Here is a 16,327-nt window from a genome sequence, read left to right as displayed (position 1 = left end):
CTCAAGCCTGCGCCTGCGGCCGTGCGGCCGGCCGCCCAGTCAGCGCCTGCGCGAGGTCGCTCGCGAGGCGCGCCGTGATGCCGTAGATCGACAGCTGCGGATTGGCGCCGATCGACGTGGGGAACAGCGAGCCGTCGTGCACGGAGACGTTGTCGAGTCCGCGGTAGCGGCCGTCCGGCCCCGTCACGCCGTCGTGGCCAGCGCCTGCCATCGCGCAGCCGCCCATCACGTGCGCCGACACGACGCGCGTCAGCTGGGGCCCGAACGGCAGCGCGGCGATGCCGGCCTTCGCTTCGTCCCGGCTGGCGTAGCGCGGCGCCCGTTCATGCGCGACCTGCACGCCGCTCGCGCCGGCCGCGAACTGGATCTCGGCCATCGTCAGCAAGGCACGGCGTGCGCCGTCCCAGACCGGGTCGTTCAGCGGATAGTCGAGCACGGGCGCGCCGTCGCCCGTCAAGCCGACGGTGCCGCCCTGCGACTCGGCGTGGAAGCCGTCGCGCAGCAGCGCCAGCATGCCCTGGATGTGCGGGAACTCGCGCATCATCGCCGCGTGTTCCTGGCCGAAGCCCTGCATCGTCGTGGCCAGCAGCACGGGATGCAGCGGCGGCGCTTCCAGCTTGAAGCCGAGCGGGCCGTCGATGGGCTGCGTGTGCAGGAAGTGGTCGGAATAGACAGTCTGCGGCGCGCCCGCGTAGCCATCGACGCGTTGCGGGAACAGCGCCGCCGATACGAGGGTCGGGTGCAGGAACGTGCGCTTGCCCAGCTGGCCGCTGGAGTCCGGCGCCTTCGAGCGCAGCAGCAGGGCCGGCGTGTTGATGGCGCCGCCGGCCAGCACGACATGGCGCGCGCGGATCCGCAGCCGGCGTCCCGTCGGACGCAAGCCGGCCGCGTCCAGCAGCGTGCAGTCGATGCCGTCGGCCTTGTTCCCGTTCAGCACCAGGCGTTCCGCGCGGGCGCGCGTGACGAGCGTGGCGCCGTGGTCCAGCGCGGACGGGATCGTCGTCACGAGCATCGACTGCTTCGCGTTCGTCGGGCAGCCCATGCCGCAATAGCCGAGGTTCCAGCACCCGTTGACGTTGCGGCGGATGAGGCCTGTCGGGATGCCGAGTTTCGCGGCGCCACGGCGCAGCAGGTCGTTGTTCTCGTTCGGCGCGCCGGCCCAGTCGGCCACGTGCAGCCGCGCCTCCATCAGTTCGAACCAGGGCGCCAGATCCGCTTCGCCGTACGTCGACAGGCCGAAACGCTGTTGCCAGAACGCGAGCGTCGTGGGCGGCGTGCGGAAGCTCGACGTCCAGTTCACCGTCGTCGAGCCACCCACCGTCCGGCCCTGCAGGATGTTGATCGCCTTGTCGCGCGTCTTGCGCGCGGCCGATTCCTGGTACAACGTGGGGTAGGCCTCCGCTTCGCGCATCTTGAAATCGCGCGACGATTTCAGCGCGCCCTCTTCCACGACGATGACGGACAGGCCCGACAGCGCAAGGATCTCGGCCGTCACGCCGCCGCCCGCGCCGCTGCCGACGACGACGACGTCGGCCGACAGGTCGCGGTCGGCATCGACCTGCGCGCCGTCGATCACCTTCCAGCCCCGCGCGAGGCCGGCGCGGATCGGGTCCGGAATCACGGCTTCGTCGCTCATGCCAGCTCCTTGATCGGGCCCGGGTAGCCGATGGCGTCCCAGTGCGCAGGGTCGCTGTACCAGCCGCCGAGCACGAGGTCGTGCAGCGCGGCGTACGCGGTGCGCAGCAGCGCGAGACGATGCACGCGCCACGCTTGCAGGAACGCGGCGACGTCCGCTTCGCGCGCGCCGGCCCAGCCGTCCGGAAGGCCCGTCAGCAGGCGCCGCGCGGGGCCGATCGCGAGCAGGCCGAACAGGTCCTGCACTTCCTGCTGGGCGGACAATGGCAGCCCGAGGATCGCCTGGTGCACGCGGTCCGTCGTCGCCGCGATGGCGCGCGTGCGGTCGGCCGGTGCGTCCGGCAAGGTGCCGGCGAGAATCGCGGGGACGATGGCGTCGAGCGCGGCGCGCGCTTCGCCGTCGAGGGCGAAGCCGTGCGGCGGCGCCGGATGCGTGTGCCGATACCACCCGCCACCCGCGGCCAGCAGCGCCGCGGCCAGCAGGCCGGTCTTCAGGAATCTCCTACGGGTCGTCTCCATGCTCACCCTTTTATGTGTTTTTCAAAGTGTAAGCGAAAGAACCGGTCATGCGACCGACTCGAACTAGAGCAAGCCGTCTAGGCGGTCAGTCGTCGTGAATTCGGGGTCAGTGAATTCGGGGTCAGAGCACGCTACGGTACAAATTCGGGGTCAGAGCACCGTTTGGAACAATGTCTCGACGGCTAAGCAATCACGCGCGCGCCTGGACGCGAGCCCACCTGTCCGGTCACGCGAGTCGATCGCTCGAGCGCGGCCGTCGCGCGGGCGCCAACAGCGTGCCGCCAAGAAGTTGCAAAGAAAATGCTCTGACCCCGAATTTGGCGGGAAATGTGCTCTGACCCCGAATCGTCAGTCATGGCCCGCGTCGTCGTCGTTGGCCGGCGCGGCCTTCAGCATCTGGCGGGCGATGCCGCGCAGGATGTTGACCTCTTCCGTCTCCAGCTGCGTGCGGGCGAACAGCCGCTTCAGGCGCGGCATCAGCTTCCTCGGGTTGTCGGCGTTCAGGAAGCCGATCGCCACCAGCGCTTCTTCCAGGTGGGCATACATACCCTCGATCTGCGCCACGCTGGCCGCCTCGCCGTGGAAGCCGATGCCCTGCTGCGTGCGGTTCTCGCCCTGCGCCGCCAGCCGGCACTCGTATGCGAGCACTTGCGCGGCCTGCGACAGGTTCAGCGACGCATAGTCCGGATTGGCCGGGATGTTGATGAGCACATTGCACTGTTCGACGATCTGGTTCGGCAGGCCGAAGCGCTCGTTGCCGAGGATCAGCGCGGGACGCAGATCGTCCGTTCCAGCCGCGTGCGCGGAAAATTCGCGCGGACTCCACACGGGCGGCGAGAATTCGCGCAGCCGGGCCGACACGGCCGCCGCGAAATTGCAGCCGTCCAGCGCGTCGGCGAGGGAATCCACGATCCGTGCGCCTTCCAGCACGTCGATGGCGCCGCTGGCGAACGCGACGGCTTCGGGGTCGTGCAACGGGTCGTCGCAGCGCGGCGACACGAGCACGAGGTCGGAAAACCCCATCGTTTTCAGCGCGCGCGCGACGGAACCGACGTTGCCGGCGCGGCTCGTTTCCACCAGCACGAAGCGTAGACGTTTGAAAAGAGAAGAGACAGGTTCGGTCGGGTTCATTTAAAATAACGCCATCGCGCGGTGACGAGCGTTGAAATGCGGGCAAGAAGTTCGCGATTTTAACGGCTTCGGCACCGCTTTGCTCTTTAATTATTTCTCGTTCAGATCGTTCACGGCGCCCGCGCGCGGTGGGCGTCAGCATTTTTTACGGATAGCTTATGCACCCCATGCTCAACACGGCCATCAAGGCCGCCCGCCGCGCCGCGACCGTCATCAACCGCGCCTCGTTCGACCTCGACCGCATCACCGTCAGCGAAAAAAGCCACAACAACTTCGTCACCGACGTCGACCATGCTTCGGAACAGGCGATCGTCGAAACGCTGCTGAAAGCCTACCCCGACCACGCGATCCTTGGCGAGGAATCGGGCCCGACCGCGAACCTGAACGACGAGAGCGAATACGTCTGGATCATCGATCCGATCGACGGCACCACCAACTTCCTGCACGGCTACCCCAACTACTGCATCTCCATCGCGCTGCAACAGCGCGGCGTGATCACGCAGGGCGTCATCTACGACCCCGTCCGCAACGACCTGTTCACCGCCACCAAGGGCGCCGGCGCCTACCTGAACGACAAGCGCATCCGCGTGCGCAATCCCGACCGCATCAACAAGGCCCTGATCGGCTCCGGCCACGGCCAGGAGCCGCGCGACCTCGCCGAATACCTGCGCATGTACGAAGTGGTGGCCCCGCGCTGCCACGGCCTGCGCTCGAGCGGTTCGGCAGCGCTGGAACTGGCGAACGTCGCGGCTGGCCGCGTCGACGGCTATTTCGAAAAGAACCTGAAAATCTGGGACATCGCGGCCGGTTCGCTGCTCGTCACGGAAGCGGGCGGCATCGTCGGCGAATTCAGCGGCGAATCCGAATACCTGAACAAGGGCGACATCATCGCGGCCGGCCCGAAAGTCTTCGCCGGCATGGTCGCGCTGCTGAAACCCTTCGCCTGAGCGGCTTCCTGCCGTTTCGCGTAAAATAGGGCTGTGTAAGTCCGGGGAATGCCGCTGGCCTTGTGGCCGCACGGCTTTCCCGCCACAGGCGCCGCTGTCGGCCTGTCAAGATTGCCTCCGGCACCCACGAGGTGCCGCGCCCCGCTTTCACCGACCCCTGTCATAAACGACACAGGTCGCGCTAAAATTTCCACAGCGAAACATTTTTAACTATAATGTCGCGTGACCGTTGACGTTTGTGTCTGCGTTTGCGTCTCGGCGCCCCGGCTCCAGTACCGGGCGCCCTGTTGTGTAATCCGATCGGCTGGACTGGCGCTCGAAGAGCGACGGGCCGATCCCTACCAGAAAACTATGTCATTCAATACTCTCGGTCTGTCCGACGCCATCGTGCGTGCCGTCACTGAAGCGGGCTATACCGCCCCGACCCCCATCCAGGCCAAGGCGATTCCCGCCGTGCTCGGTGGCGGTGACCTGCTCGCGGGCGCCCAGACCGGCACCGGCAAGACCGCCGGCTTCACGCTGCCCGTGCTGCACCGCCTGTCGACCGACAAGGTGGGCGCTCTACTTCCGAACAAAACCTCGAAACGCGCGATCCGCGCGCTCGTGCTCGCCCCGACCCGCGAACTCGCGGCCCAGGTCGAGGAAAACGTGCGCATGTACGCAAAGCACACGAACCTGAACTCGGCCGTGATCTTCGGCGGCGTGGGCATCCATCCGCAGATCAAGCTGCTGGCGAACGGCGTCGACATCCTCGTCGCCACGCCGGGCCGCCTGCTCGACCACGTGGGCCAGGGCACGATCAAGCTCGACAAGATCGAAATCCTGATCCTTGACGAAGCCGACCGCATGCTCGACATGGGCTTCATCCACGACATCCGCAAGGTGCTGGCCGTGCTGCCGCCGAAGCGCCAGAACCTGCTGTTCTCGGCCACGTTCTCGGACGAGATCAAGTCCCTGGCCGACCGCCTGCTGGACAACCCGGCGATGATCGAAGTGGCGCCGCGCAACTCGACCGTCGAAGTCATCGCCCAGAAGATCCACCCGGTCGACCGCGACAAGAAACACCCGATGCTCGCGCACCTGATCAAGACGCACGGCTGGAAACAGGTGCTCGTGTTCACGCGCACGAAGCACGGCGCCAATAAACTCGTCGAGCAGCTGGGCAAGGACGGCATCGGCGCGATGGCGATCCACGGCAACAAGAGCCAGTCGGCGCGCACGAAGGCGCTGGCCGAGTTCAAGGACGGCAGCCTGACGGCGCTCGTCGCCACCGACATCGCGGCGCGCGGCATCGACATCGATCAGCTGCCGCACGTCGTGAACTACGACCTGCCGAACGTGCCGGAAGACTATGTCCACCGTATCGGCCGCACGGGCCGCGCCGGCGCGACGGGCGAAGCCGTGTCGCTCGTCTGCGTGGACGAGCACCAGATGCTGAAGGACATCGAAAAGCTGATCAAGCAGACCCTGCCCCGCCAGGTGATCGCGGGCTTCGAGCCGGATCCGACGGCGAAACCGCAGCCGATCCAGCTGCGCAGCGGCGTGGCGGGTCACCCGAACCGCGGCCGTCCGGGCGGCAACCGCGGCGCCGGCAATGGCGCAGGCGCTGCCGGCGGCGCCAAGCCGCGCACGCAAGCTGCGCCGGCGGTGGGCCAGCGCAACGGCGGTAACGGCGGCGGCAACGGCGCACGCGCCGGCCAGCCGGGCAACCGCAACGGCGGCAACGGTGGCAATGGCGGCGGTCGCGGCCAGGGCCGCGGTCCGCGTCCGGCAGCGGCACGTTCCGGCGGCGAGCGCTGAGGCAGGCGGACGCGCCCGGCCGGGCCGGAGCGTCCCCGAAGTCCGGAAGCCGGGATCGTTCCCGGCTTTTTTGTGGCCGAGCAAGATAGTTGCGCACTCAAGTACTTGCAAACTTTTGGGCGCGCGCCTATACTTGACGACTCAAGTAATCATCCAGTTTCCGGAGCCCCCATGAGCGCGACTGACATCCACGACGTCCCCGACACGTTGACCACCGAATTCTGCCTGCGCCTCGCGCGCGCCTGGGCGGCCGTCGCGCGCCGCCTCGACAGCGCGCTGGGCGGCCACCACGGCATCAGCTTCGCCGACTACCAGCTGCTGCTGCATTTGCAGCGCGCGCCGGGCGGCCGATTGCGCCGCGTCGACCTGGCCGAGAAGCTGGGCCTGACGGCGTCCGGCGTCACGCGCTCGCTGCTGCCGCTGGAAAAGATCGGCCTCGTCACGCGCCAGAGCGACCCGCGCGACGCCCGTGTCGGCTACGCCTTGATCACGCCGACGGGCAGCGAACTGGCGACGAACGCGACGACCGTCGTCGACAACATCAGCCGCGCGATGCTGGGCGGCCCCGCGCGCGCGCAGCTGCAGGCGACGTCGGACCTGCTCGCGCAGATCGCCGGCATCGGGCGCTGACGTCCTGACCGCCCTCGGCGACCAGTTCACCTTGATCGCCCTGCCCTGGCTCGTGCTGACGCTGACGGGCGATCCTGTCGCGCTGGGACTGGCCGTCGCGCTGATGGGCATCCCGCGCGCCGTACTTATCCTGTTCGGCGGCGCGCTCGTCGACCGTTATTCGCCGAAACGCGTCCTGATGCTCACGAAGCACGTGAACACCGTGCTGCTGGGCGTGCTCGACGTCCTCGTCTACAGCGGCCATGCGCACCTGCCCGCCGTGTTCGCGCTGGCGCTGGGTCTGTCGCTGGCGTCCGCGTTCAGCATTCCTGCCGGCACGTCGATGCTGCCGCACGCCGTCGCCCCGCAATACCTGCAGGCCGCCAACGGCATGATGATGGCGCTGCGCCAGGTGACGGTGCTGGCGGGCGCGTTGCTCGCTGGCCTGCTGTTCGCGCTCGCGGGCGACGGCAGCGGCGGTCCGCGCCACATGCACGGATTGGCCCTCGCATTTGGATTCGACGCCCTCAGCTTCGCCGTGTCGGCCTGGACCCTGGCCAAGGTCGAGCCCCGTCCGTTCGTTCCGGCGGCCTCGCAACCGGTGCTGCGCTCGGCGGCGGACGGACTCGCGGCCGTCTGGCGCGACAGCTTGCTGCGCAGCTGCTTCATCTACTGGGGCCTGTGCGCATGCATCATCGGCGGCGTCATGCAGGTCGCGTTGCCGCTGCTGGCCAGCAGCCGGCTGCATGGCGCGGCCGCCCTCGGCCTGCTGCTGGTGCCGCTCGGCGGCATCACGGCCGCCTGGCAAGGCGTGCTGCTCAATGTCGTCATCGGCGTGCTGGGCGGGTATGTGCAGGTTGCCGTGTTCACGTGGATCCAGCAACGCGTACCGCGCGACCTGCTGGGCCGCACGATGAGCCTGTTCATGTTCATCTTCATGGGCCTCGCGCCGTTGGCGGCCGCGCTGGCCGGCTGGATCGCGAGCCGCGTCGCGCTGGCGACGCTGTTCGGCGGCGCCGGCGTCGGGCTCGCCGGCGCCGCGCTGCTCGCGTGGCTGTGCACGCCGATGCGCACGTTGCGCGACGCGCCGCCCGCGCCGTCCGCGCGCACGATCGTTTAGCATAGCGGGTTGTCCCTGTCCGAAGGAAATCCGCATGCCCCGTTTCGCCGCCAACCTGAGCCTGATGTTCAACGAACTCGGCTTCCTGGAACGCTTCGCCGCCGCCCGTGCAGCTGGGTTCGACGGCGTCGAGTTCCTGTTTCCGTATGCCTTCGAGGCCGAGCAGATCGCCAGCCGCCTGCAGCGCTACCACCTGGAACTGGCGCTACATAATTTTCCGGCCGGCGACTGGTCCGCGGGAGAACGGGGCCTCGCCTGCGATCCGCGCCGCACGGGCGAGTTCCAGGACACGGTCGAGCTCGCGCTGGAATACGCGCTGGACCTCGGCGTGAAGCGCCTGCACTGCCTCGCGGGCAAGCTGCCGCCGAACGTCGCGCACGCGCGCGCGCACGCGACGTTCGTCGACAACCTGCGCTTCGCCGCGGCCGCACTGGCCCCGCACGGCATCGACCTGTTGATCGAGCCGATCAACGACCGCGACATCCCCGGCTATTTCCTCACGCGCAGCGCGCAAGCCGCCGCCATCATCGCGGAAGCGGCCGTGCCCAACCTGTTCCTGCAATACGACATCTACCATATGCAGCGCATGGAAGGCGACCTCGCCCACACGCTGCGCGAACGCCTGCCGCTGATCCGCCACATCCAGCTGGCCGACGTGCCGGGCCGGCACGAGCCGGGCACGGGCGAGATCAATTTCCCCTTCCTGTTCCGCACGCTGGACGAGCTCGGTTACGACGGCTGGGTCGGCTGCGAATACATCCCGCTGGGCGATACGGTGGCGGGCCTGGGCTGGCGCGACAATTGATCGTTTGCAATAACGAACCGACCGACCTTTGAAAGAATGGGGGCTTTGCCGGCCGGCCTTTTGCCGTCCAGAAAGGACCCATGGACCTGCGACGCCGCCTTTCCCTTTGCCTGCTCGCCGCCAGCCTGCTGCTGGGCGGCTGCGCCTCGACCGGCCAGGTGAGCCTGACGGAGGTGAGGCAATTCGCCGACGCCTCGGCCCGCCTTGGAGGTTACGGCGAACTGTCGCGCCGCTACCGCGACACGTACGAGCGCGAACAGCCTTACCTGTCGCCCGCCGCCGACCGCATCGCCCGCGAGAACGATGCGCGCCGGCGCGCCGTGTACGACGATTTCGTCAGCATCCAGAAGACCGTCGTGCTGTACATGCAGACCTTGAGCGTGCTGGCGGGCGACGCCCGCTACGATTTGTCCGACCGGATCGACGACCTCGGCAGCGGCCTGAAGGCCAATGCGGAATCAGGGTTGCAGCAGAAACAGATCGCGGCGTACACGGGGCTGACGCGGCTGCTGACGCGGGTGATCGCGTCCGGCTACCAGAACCGCAGCGTCGAGACGATGGTGCGCGACGGCGACGCCGACGTGCAGGTGTTGCTGGACGCGATGATCGCCCTCACCCGCTTGTATGCAAAAACCAACGACAACGAAAAGAAGACGGTACTGGGCATTTTCGACGTCGAGATCCCGTTTTCCACCAAGACATCCGACCGCATGCTCGTGACCTTGGCCAAGGTCCATTACCTGACCAAGTCGACGGAATACAAGCTCGTCGACAAACGCTATGACCTCGCGCTGCAAGGTTTGACGAAAGTCGCCCAGGGCCACCAGAAACTGCGCGAAAACATCAATAACCTGCACGGCGACGAGCTGCGCAAGCTGCTGGCCGCGTATGCGCGCGACCTGACCAGCCTGCGCGACGCCCTGTCCGATTGAGCGCACGAGGAGAGACCATGGCAAACGACGATCATCCGCAAGGGGCCGCGCCCGCCCCCGCCACCGCCGCCGCGCCGCCGAGCCCGGCGGAGGCGCTGGCGACGGCGCAGCAAGTGGAAGAGCTGGCCGACAAGCTGTCGGATTGCGCGGACAGCATCCACGCGCGCATCATGCACGACATCCGGCGCCACCAGGGACAGGACGTGCCGGACTCGGAACAGGCGGCCGCGCGCGCGCTGCTCGAGGCCGAGATGGAATTGCGCCAGCGCGCCAACCGGCTGTACGGCGACGCGGCCGCGTGCATCGTGTCGTCGCTGGGCCAGCCGCAGCAGCACCTGATCCAGCTGACACTGGACGCCGCCGACAAGATCCGGCGCATCACCCGCATCGGCGACGGCATCACGCTCGTCGCACGCCTGCTGGGCCTGGCCGCTGCCGCCAGCACGGGCCAGGTCGTACCCATCCTCGCCGCGCTGGAGCGTCTCAAGGCCCAGCTCGACGTCGTCGCCGTCGACAACGCCCCCGCCGCGCCCACCCCGTCCGCCTGACGTGCCGCGCACGGCCGCCGGGCGGCGGTATGCATCCCCGTCGTTCCGCGCTACACTGAACGCAACCAGAACGAAGGGGATAACATGATCGCCTATCTGCACGCCCGGCCCGGCGTTTGCCGTACCGGCGCCTTCCGCCACGACCTGCGCCGTTCCGGCACCGGCGCCGCTTGAACCCGGCGGCGCCATGGATCCCCTCACGCCCGAGCAGCTGGCGCAGCTCAAGACCATGCTGGAACGCCGGCTCGACGCCTTGTCCCGCGTCGAGGCGCCTCCGCAGGACACGGGCGAGCTGCCGGTGGACGAAGTCGAGACGTCCCCGCTGGACCGCGCCACCGTACGCCTGTTGAACGACTTGTCGCGCGAAGCGGCCGGCCACCACTCGGCCGAGATGCGCGAGGTGCGCCAGGCGCTGGCCCGGTTCGACGACGGCAGCTATGGATTATGCGAGGAATGCGGCCAGCCCATCGGCGCGTCACGCCTGCTGGCCCGGCCGGAGGCGCGCCTGTGCATCGATTGCCAGACGCGCGCAGAACGGCGGTAGCGGCGCCGTCGCCGCCGCAGGTCAACACATGTGCTGGCCGCCGTTGATGGCGATGTTGGTGCCCGTCATGAACGCCGCGTCTTCCGAGACGAGGTAGGCGACGAGGCCCGCGATTTCCTCCGGCTCGCCCAGCCGGCCCATCGGAATCTGCGGCAGAATCTTGCCCGTCATCACTTCGCTCGGTACGGCCTCGACCATCTTCGTGCGCAGGTAGCCGGGCGACACCGTGTTCACCGTCACGCCATGGCGCGCCATTTCCAGCGCCAGCGCCTTCGTGAAGCCATGCATGCCGGCCTTGGCGGCCGCGTAATTCGTCTGCCCGAACGCGCCCTGCTGGCCGTTGACGGACGAGATGTTGACGATGCGGCCCCAGCGCTGCGCCATCATCGGCTCGATCGCCTGCTTGCTCATGTTGAACACGCTGTCGAGGTCGGGGCGCAGGACGGCGTGCCAATCGTCCGGCGTCATCTTGCGCAGGCTGCGGTCGCGTGTGATGCCGGCGTTGTTCACCAGCACGTCGAGCCGGCCCATCTCGGCCAGCAGCTTCTGCATCATCCATTCACAATCGCCGTAGTCGGTGACGTCCACGCGATACGTCGTGAAGCGGTACCCGTCGTCGCGCTGGGCGGCGAGCCACGCGTCCGGCGTGGCATTGCTGGGCGAATACGTTGCCGCCACGCGGAACCCCTCCGCCTGCAGGCGCCGGCAGATCGCCGTGCCGAGTCCACCCATTCCTCCCGTCACCAAGGCTACTTTGTCGTCGTGCATGGTTTCACCGTCCTGTCATCAGCCTGCCGCGCCGGGTGCGCAGCACGAAACACCGAGTCTAGGTCGGCGGACAAAGACAGCCTTGAGGAAGCGCAAACGGGAAAAGCCGGCCGCGCCGCGGCCGGCGGTGCGCCCGTCAGTGCAGGAGTTCGGGGGCGCTGCAGGGGTCGAAGTCGGCCCAGTCGCCGTCGACGATATTGCCCTTGGCCCGCTCGATGTGGTGGGCGCCCAGGTCGCGCAGCAGGTCGACGGCGCGCTGTTCGAGGACCGGGTCGTCGAACGCGACAGCCACGAGCATGCCGGCCGGTCGGTTTTCCAGCGGTGAATCGCCACCGCGTTCATGCTCGCCGGCTTCTTTCATCTTGGAAAAGCTGAACAGCGAGCCCACGTGCGCCCCGACGAGGCCGCCGACAACGGGGCCCAGCGGCCCGGTGACGGGTGCCGTCAGGGCGCCCGCGATGATGCCCACTGCCGCGCCCGCACCGGCGCCCTCGGCCACGCCCAGCGGCGATTCCCGCGCGCCCGGCGAATGCTGGTGGTCGCCGCCGATCGGCGTCAAATCGTGCTGGCCCGGCTGGCTCAGGTAGAAGCCGCTGATGCGTTCGCCGGGAAAACCCGCGTCGACAAGGGCGCGGCGCGCCCGCTCGACGTCATCCTGGAGCTGGAAGTGCCCTGCAATGATCGTGGACATGGTTGGCCTCCTGCGTCGTAAGTACGTGCATCATGCATCCGGCCGGCCCTAGCCTCTGTACGCGAGCGCACGCAGCCGGACCGCTAGCGCCATTGCCCATAGACCACGTCATGATGCTCTAGCACCGGCGCCGGCAGCCACGCGCGCGGGTCCACGCGGTAGTAGGCCTCGAATTCCGCATACAGTTCCGGATGGCGTGCCGCCAGCTCGTGCGGCTGCTCGAAGAAGCTCTCCGTCGCCACGGCGAAGAACTCGGCCGGATTCGTGGCGCCGTACGGGTCCAGCACGTCGCGCTGCCCCCAGTAGGCGTCGCGCCGCAGCAGGTCGAAATCGCGCGACAGCGTTTCCGACCAGCTGCGGTAGCGCTCCGGACTGCCGAGGAACGGGGCACCGTTGTTGCTGCCCGATTCGCTGTCGAGCTGGTGCGCGAATTCGTGCAGCACGACGTTGTGCGTGCCCTCGGCGGGCAGGCCCGCGCGGCGCACGTGCTCCCACGACAGCACGACGCGGCCGTCGCCCCACGATTCGCCCAGCAGGTCCTGGCGCGTCTCCGTGACGACGCCGGCCTCGTCCTGCTGGCGGCGCGGCACGAGGAAGGCGCCCGGGTAGACGAGCACGGCGTGCAGGCCCGGATACACGCGGGTGGGCCGGTTCAGCAGCAGCAGGCACGCCTGCGCGGCGATCGTGACGCGCATCTCCTCCGTCACCTCGAGGCCCGCGCAGCCGACGAACGTCTTCTGGTGCAAGAACTGCTTCACGAGCCCCTGCAGCTGGGCGCGCAGTTCGCGCGGCATGCCCTGGTATTGCGCCACGTTGCGTTCGATGACGCCGAGTTGAAAATCGGTCAGCGGGCGCGCCAGTACGCGGTGCAGGCGCCAGCGCGGCACGAACCAGGCCAGCAGGACGGCGAGCGCGAGCGCGGCACAAACGATTGCGGCTTCCATGGCACGCTCCCGATGCCGGTGTCAGTTGCCCGCTTGCGCGCGCGGCGCGAAATGCGCGGCGACCGCGTCCGCATCGCCGATCAGCTTGCCGCCAACGAACACCTGCGGCCACGTCGAGGCGCCGGAAACGGCGCGCAGCACGCTCGTCGTGATCTTCGCGTCCTGCGGGATGTCGGTGAACACGATCCCGTTCGCCTTCAGCACGGCCTTCGCGCGGGCGCAGAACGGGCAGCCCGGCTTGGAAAACATGACGACCGGCTCGCGCGGGACGGCGTCCGGATCGAGGTAGCGGAGCATGGTGTCGGCGTCCGAGACTTCGAACGGGTCGCCCTCCTTGTCCGGCTCGATGAAGATCTTGGCGATGATGCCGTCCTTGACGAGCATCGAGTAGCGCCACGACCGCTTGCCGAAACCAAGGTCGCGCTTGTCCACGAGCAGGCCCATGCCCTCCGTGAAGTCGCCATTGCCGTCGGGGATCATCGTGATGTTGCCCGCTTCCTGGCCGGCCTGCCACGACTGCATGACGAACGCGTCGTTGACGGCGATGCAGACGATGTCGTCGACGCCGTTCTCGCGGAACACGGGTGCCAGCTCGTTGTAGCGCGGCAGGTGGGCCGACGAGCAAGTGGGCGTGAAGGCGCCCGGCAGCGCGAACACGACGACGGTCTTGCCCTTGAAGAGTTCGTCGGTCGTCACGTCGCGCCACTGGTCGTTCGGGCGCGCCTTGAACGTCACTTGCGGGACGGGTTTTCCTTCCAGGGTTTCGGCGCTCGGCAGCATGGACACTCCTTTGTCGGGTCAGCGGCCGGGGTGCCGCATCCGGCATATAGGACCGCTTGCCGCCTTTTCAATTGCAACTCTGAAAAAAACAGCGCCACCCGGCCGTTCGGCGGGGTGGCGCAGCTGACGGCGACCGCTCGCTCGCGACCGCGGGTCGACGCATGGGCGCTCAGGCGCGCTCTTTGGCAACCTGGTTCGGTGCCGGGCCGAACAGTGCGGCGACGAGAGGATCGCGGGTCACGGGGCTGCGGTTTACGCGGATCGCGTAGTGGGTGTCGTCGGCCAGGATGTGGAAGTGGCGGCCCGTGCCGGCCATGCTCTGCTCGCGCAGCCCCGGACGCTCCTTGCGCGGCGCGGCGCCTTCGCGCTTCGGCTGGCAGATGGCGCCCAGGAATGCCTTGACGCGGTCGGGATCGGGCGAAATGCGGTAGACGGCCTTGCCCAGGTAAGTGGCGGTGCCTTCGATGTAGCGGGCGAGTTCGATCACGCCGGCTTCGCGCAGGTCGCGGATGTACTTGCGTGCGCCCGACGGCGAGAACTTGAGGAACCAGGCGATTTCGTCGGCCAGCATCTCATGGGTCTGCAGCTCGCCGATCAGCTTCTGCATGTTCTCGATGCGGCGCTGCGTGGCCGACGTCGACCGCACCCGCTCGATCGGCGCGAGCGAGATCGGTGCGCGCTCGGTCGGTTGCGGCGGCACGCGTTCGATCAATGCAGAGTTGCTGGAAGTGTGCACCGCGTTGAGATCGCCTTGTACCGCATTGTGGTGAGTCGCTGCATGCATATTGATTTACTCCGTGAAAAGGACGAGTTCTGTGTATGGCCCGGGCCGCCGTGGTTCTGTATGACCTCTGGTCAACACGCCGGTTCCGCTTAACTGGATACAAGATTGCCTCCCTCATCACCTCCGGTCTGTGCGCCATCCAACATTTCTAAAAATTCCTGAAAGTTATTTGTGCCCCCAAGCAAGAAAAATCGTTACGTGGATTGATGCCACCGAGATATTTGTGGCGCGGAAGGAAAATGGCTGTGAGGCCGAGCATTGATCTGCCTCATCGGCAGTCGGGAACCATGCTGGGTGGCTGGACATCGAAGCAATATCCATCCGTTCAGCGCCGATCACCTCGATATCGGGGCCGATTTGCATGCGAAGAGCCCGTTTGATGTTGGCATACAACACATGTCGGACTTGTAATGATGCGTGACGACACTGGGAGAACGCCGATGTTGGATACAATACGTCACGATTCCAGGCAAGTTCGTAACATCCTGAAACAAACAGGAGCCATGGCATAAATAGCCACGTTGTAAAATCACTACACCAACCGGCTGTTAGGTGCGCTGGCGCACTGACCTCAAAAACAGCCGACTTGTATGCTTGGCATCAACATCCCTGCAAGGCATGCGATGTCAGGTACCTTTACAACTTATGGGAGTTACTGTGAATAATACGAAGAAGATCGCTCTGGCCGCCGCCATCCTGTGCTTTGCGGGAACGGCCATGGCTCAGGATACGACCGACGTCATCAATCCGTCGTGGTACATCGCCCCGACCATCGTCGGCATCAAGCCCGACCACGACTTCATGACGTCGAAGAAGGACTGGGGCGGCGGCTTGAAGTTCGGTAAGCCCGTATCCCAGCTGTTCGACATCCAGTTCGGCGCCACCCAGGCCCGCGTCGACGACAATGGCTTCAACTACCGTCAGACGCTGGTCGGCATCGACACCTTGCTGATGCTGTCGCGCAAGACGTTCCGTCCTTACCTGCTGATCGGCGTGGGCGCATCGCGCGACCACGAGAGCAATCCGTTCGTTAACGCTTCCGGCTGGTCGCCTTACTACGAACTCGGTCTGGGCGCCCAGGTCAGCATCAACGACCGCTGGTCCGTCCAGGCCGACCTGCGTGACGTTCGCGAACACCTGCACGACGATGGCTTCGGCTTCTCGCGCGCCAGCAACAAATACGCGACGTTCAGCCTGAACTACGCGTTCAACCCGCCGCCGCGCACGGCGCCGGCACCTGCACCGGTACCGGCCCCGGCGCCGGTCGTCGAGACCCCGCCGCCGGCACAGCCGGCTCCGCCGCCGCCGCCGCCGCCGGCACGTTTCGAGAAGGTGACCCTGTCGGCCAGCGAACTGTTCGGCTTTGACAGCTCCAAGCTGTCGATGCCGCAGCCGAAGCTGGACGACATCGCCGCCGCCCTGCAGGCCGACCCGTCGATCACCGACGTGGACATCACGGGCTACACCGACCGCCTGGGTTCGTCGAAGTACAACCAGAAGCTGTCGGAGCGTCGCGCCAATGCCGTGCGCGAGTACCTGATCAGCCATGGCATCGACGCCAAGCGCCTGAAGGCCTACGGCAAGGGCGAGAAGAACCCGGTCGTCACCGACTGCCACCAGAAGAAGCGTTCGGAGCTGATCGCGTGCCTGGCACCGAACCGCCGCGTCGAAGTGGAGCCGATCACGATCGAACGTCGCGTGCAGTAACGTGGCCACGCGGGGCGCACGCCCCGCTCGCGACCGCGGCGCCGCCCGGCGCCGTTCGCGGTG

18 protein-coding genes are annotated in these 16,327 nt (G+C 67.2%); 9 read left to right on the top strand and 9 right to left on the bottom strand.

Annotated features, from left to right (window positions below; all coding sequences use genetic code 11):
• Position 1: 1 nt before the first annotated feature.
• From HAV22_RS25915 to HAV22_RS25905, 3 genes are all read right to left on the bottom strand, one after another.
• Positions 2–1,636 (bottom strand): GMC family oxidoreductase, encoded by a 1,635-nt coding sequence (locus tag HAV22_RS25915; protein ID WP_166863294.1) that lies wholly within the window; start codon positions 1,634–1,636, stop codon positions 2–4.
• Positions 1,633–2,154: a twin-arginine translocation signal domain-containing protein gene (locus tag HAV22_RS25910; RefSeq protein WP_166863292.1), complete on the bottom strand. Its 522-nt coding sequence runs from the start codon at positions 2,152–2,154 to the stop codon at positions 1,633–1,635. Before HAV22_RS25910 ends, HAV22_RS25915 begins: the two co-directional genes overlap by 4 nt.
• Positions 2,155–2,502: 348 nt before the next feature.
• Complete coding sequence (locus HAV22_RS25905; RefSeq protein ID WP_166863288.1) at positions 2,503–3,285, bottom strand: RNA methyltransferase; 783 nt, start codon at positions 3,283–3,285, stop codon at positions 2,503–2,505.
• A 167-nt stretch (positions 3,286–3,452) separates the two neighbouring features.
• On the opposite strand from HAV22_RS25905, the gene HAV22_RS25900 reads away from it, so the two are divergent.
• The 8 genes from HAV22_RS25900 to HAV22_RS25865 all read left to right on the top strand — a co-directional run bounded on the left by HAV22_RS25900 (position 3,453) and on the right by HAV22_RS25865 (position 10,590).
• Positions 3,453–4,232 (top strand): inositol monophosphatase family protein, encoded by a 780-nt coding sequence (locus HAV22_RS25900; RefSeq protein ID WP_166863421.1) that lies wholly within the window; start codon positions 3,453–3,455, stop codon positions 4,230–4,232.
• A gap of 351 nt (positions 4,233–4,583) precedes the next feature.
• Positions 4,584–6,032 (top strand): DEAD/DEAH box helicase, encoded by a 1,449-nt coding sequence (locus tag HAV22_RS25895; RefSeq protein WP_166863286.1) that lies wholly within the window; start codon positions 4,584–4,586, stop codon positions 6,030–6,032.
• Positions 6,033–6,203: 171 nt separating this feature from the next.
• On the top strand, positions 6,204–6,662 hold the full coding sequence (locus HAV22_RS25890; RefSeq protein WP_166863284.1) for a MarR family winged helix-turn-helix transcriptional regulator: 459 nt from the start codon (positions 6,204–6,206) through the stop codon (positions 6,660–6,662).
• Positions 6,663–6,666: 4 nt separating this feature from the next.
• Positions 6,667–7,761 (top strand): MFS transporter, encoded by a 1,095-nt coding sequence (locus tag HAV22_RS25885; protein ID WP_166863420.1) that lies wholly within the window; start codon positions 6,667–6,669, stop codon positions 7,759–7,761.
• Between the two features lie 34 nt (positions 7,762–7,795).
• The gene (otnI, locus tag HAV22_RS25880; RefSeq protein ID WP_166863281.1) at positions 7,796–8,566 is read left to right on the top strand and encodes a 2-oxo-tetronate isomerase; all 771 of its coding nucleotides are present in this window, start codon (positions 7,796–7,798) and stop codon (positions 8,564–8,566) included.
• Between the two features lie 80 nt (positions 8,567–8,646).
• Positions 8,647–9,498, top strand: coding sequence for a hypothetical protein (locus HAV22_RS25875; RefSeq protein WP_166863279.1), 852 nt, complete (start codon positions 8,647–8,649; stop codon positions 9,496–9,498).
• A gap of 17 nt (positions 9,499–9,515) precedes the next feature.
• Positions 9,516–10,046 carry a hypothetical protein gene (locus HAV22_RS25870; RefSeq protein WP_229421423.1) on the top strand — a complete coding sequence of 177 codons (531 nt, stop codon included), beginning with the start codon at positions 9,516–9,518 and terminating at the stop codon, positions 10,044–10,046.
• Between the two features lie 187 nt (positions 10,047–10,233).
• The gene (locus HAV22_RS25865) at positions 10,234–10,590 is read left to right on the top strand and encodes a TraR/DksA family transcriptional regulator (protein ID WP_166863277.1); all 357 of its coding nucleotides are present in this window, start codon (positions 10,234–10,236) and stop codon (positions 10,588–10,590) included.
• 21 nt (positions 10,591–10,611) lie between these two features.
• Here HAV22_RS25865 and phbB read toward each other — a convergent pair whose 3' ends face one another.
• From phbB to HAV22_RS25835, 6 genes are all read right to left on the bottom strand, one after another.
• Positions 10,612–11,358: an acetoacetyl-CoA reductase gene (phbB, locus tag HAV22_RS25860; RefSeq protein ID WP_166863275.1), complete on the bottom strand. Its 747-nt coding sequence runs from the start codon at positions 11,356–11,358 to the stop codon at positions 10,612–10,614.
• Between the two features lie 136 nt (positions 11,359–11,494).
• On the bottom strand, positions 11,495–12,049 hold the full coding sequence (locus HAV22_RS25855; protein ID WP_166863273.1) for a hypothetical protein: 555 nt from the start codon (positions 12,047–12,049) through the stop codon (positions 11,495–11,497).
• A gap of 83 nt (positions 12,050–12,132) precedes the next feature.
• Positions 12,133–12,993: a M90 family metallopeptidase gene (locus tag HAV22_RS25850; RefSeq protein WP_166863271.1), complete on the bottom strand. Its 861-nt coding sequence runs from the start codon at positions 12,991–12,993 to the stop codon at positions 12,133–12,135.
• Between the two features lie 21 nt (positions 12,994–13,014).
• Positions 13,015–13,773 carry a glutathione peroxidase gene (locus HAV22_RS25845; RefSeq protein WP_166863269.1) on the bottom strand — a complete coding sequence of 253 codons (759 nt, stop codon included), beginning with the start codon at positions 13,771–13,773 and terminating at the stop codon, positions 13,015–13,017.
• 169 nt (positions 13,774–13,942) lie between these two features.
• Positions 13,943–14,557, bottom strand: coding sequence for a winged helix-turn-helix domain-containing protein (locus HAV22_RS25840; protein ID WP_166863267.1), 615 nt, complete (start codon positions 14,555–14,557; stop codon positions 13,943–13,945).
• Positions 14,558–14,722: 165 nt separating this feature from the next.
• A complete protein-coding gene (locus HAV22_RS25835; RefSeq protein ID WP_166863265.1) occupies positions 14,723–15,067 on the bottom strand; it encodes a hypothetical protein in 345 nt (114 codons plus the stop codon).
• Between the two features lie 108 nt (positions 15,068–15,175).
• Here HAV22_RS25835 and HAV22_RS25830 point away from each other — a divergent pair, with 108 nt between their 5' ends.
• Complete coding sequence (locus HAV22_RS25830) at positions 15,176–16,264, top strand: OmpA family protein (protein ID WP_308789242.1); 1,089 nt, start codon at positions 15,176–15,178, stop codon at positions 16,262–16,264.
• The last annotated feature ends 63 nt before the right edge of the window (positions 16,265–16,327 follow it).

Source organism: Telluria antibiotica (genome assembly GCF_011682055.1).
Classification (GTDB): Bacteria; Pseudomonadota; Gammaproteobacteria; order Burkholderiales; family Burkholderiaceae_D; genus Telluria; species Telluria antibiotica.
This window is presented reverse-complemented; position numbering and strand designations above follow the sequence as displayed.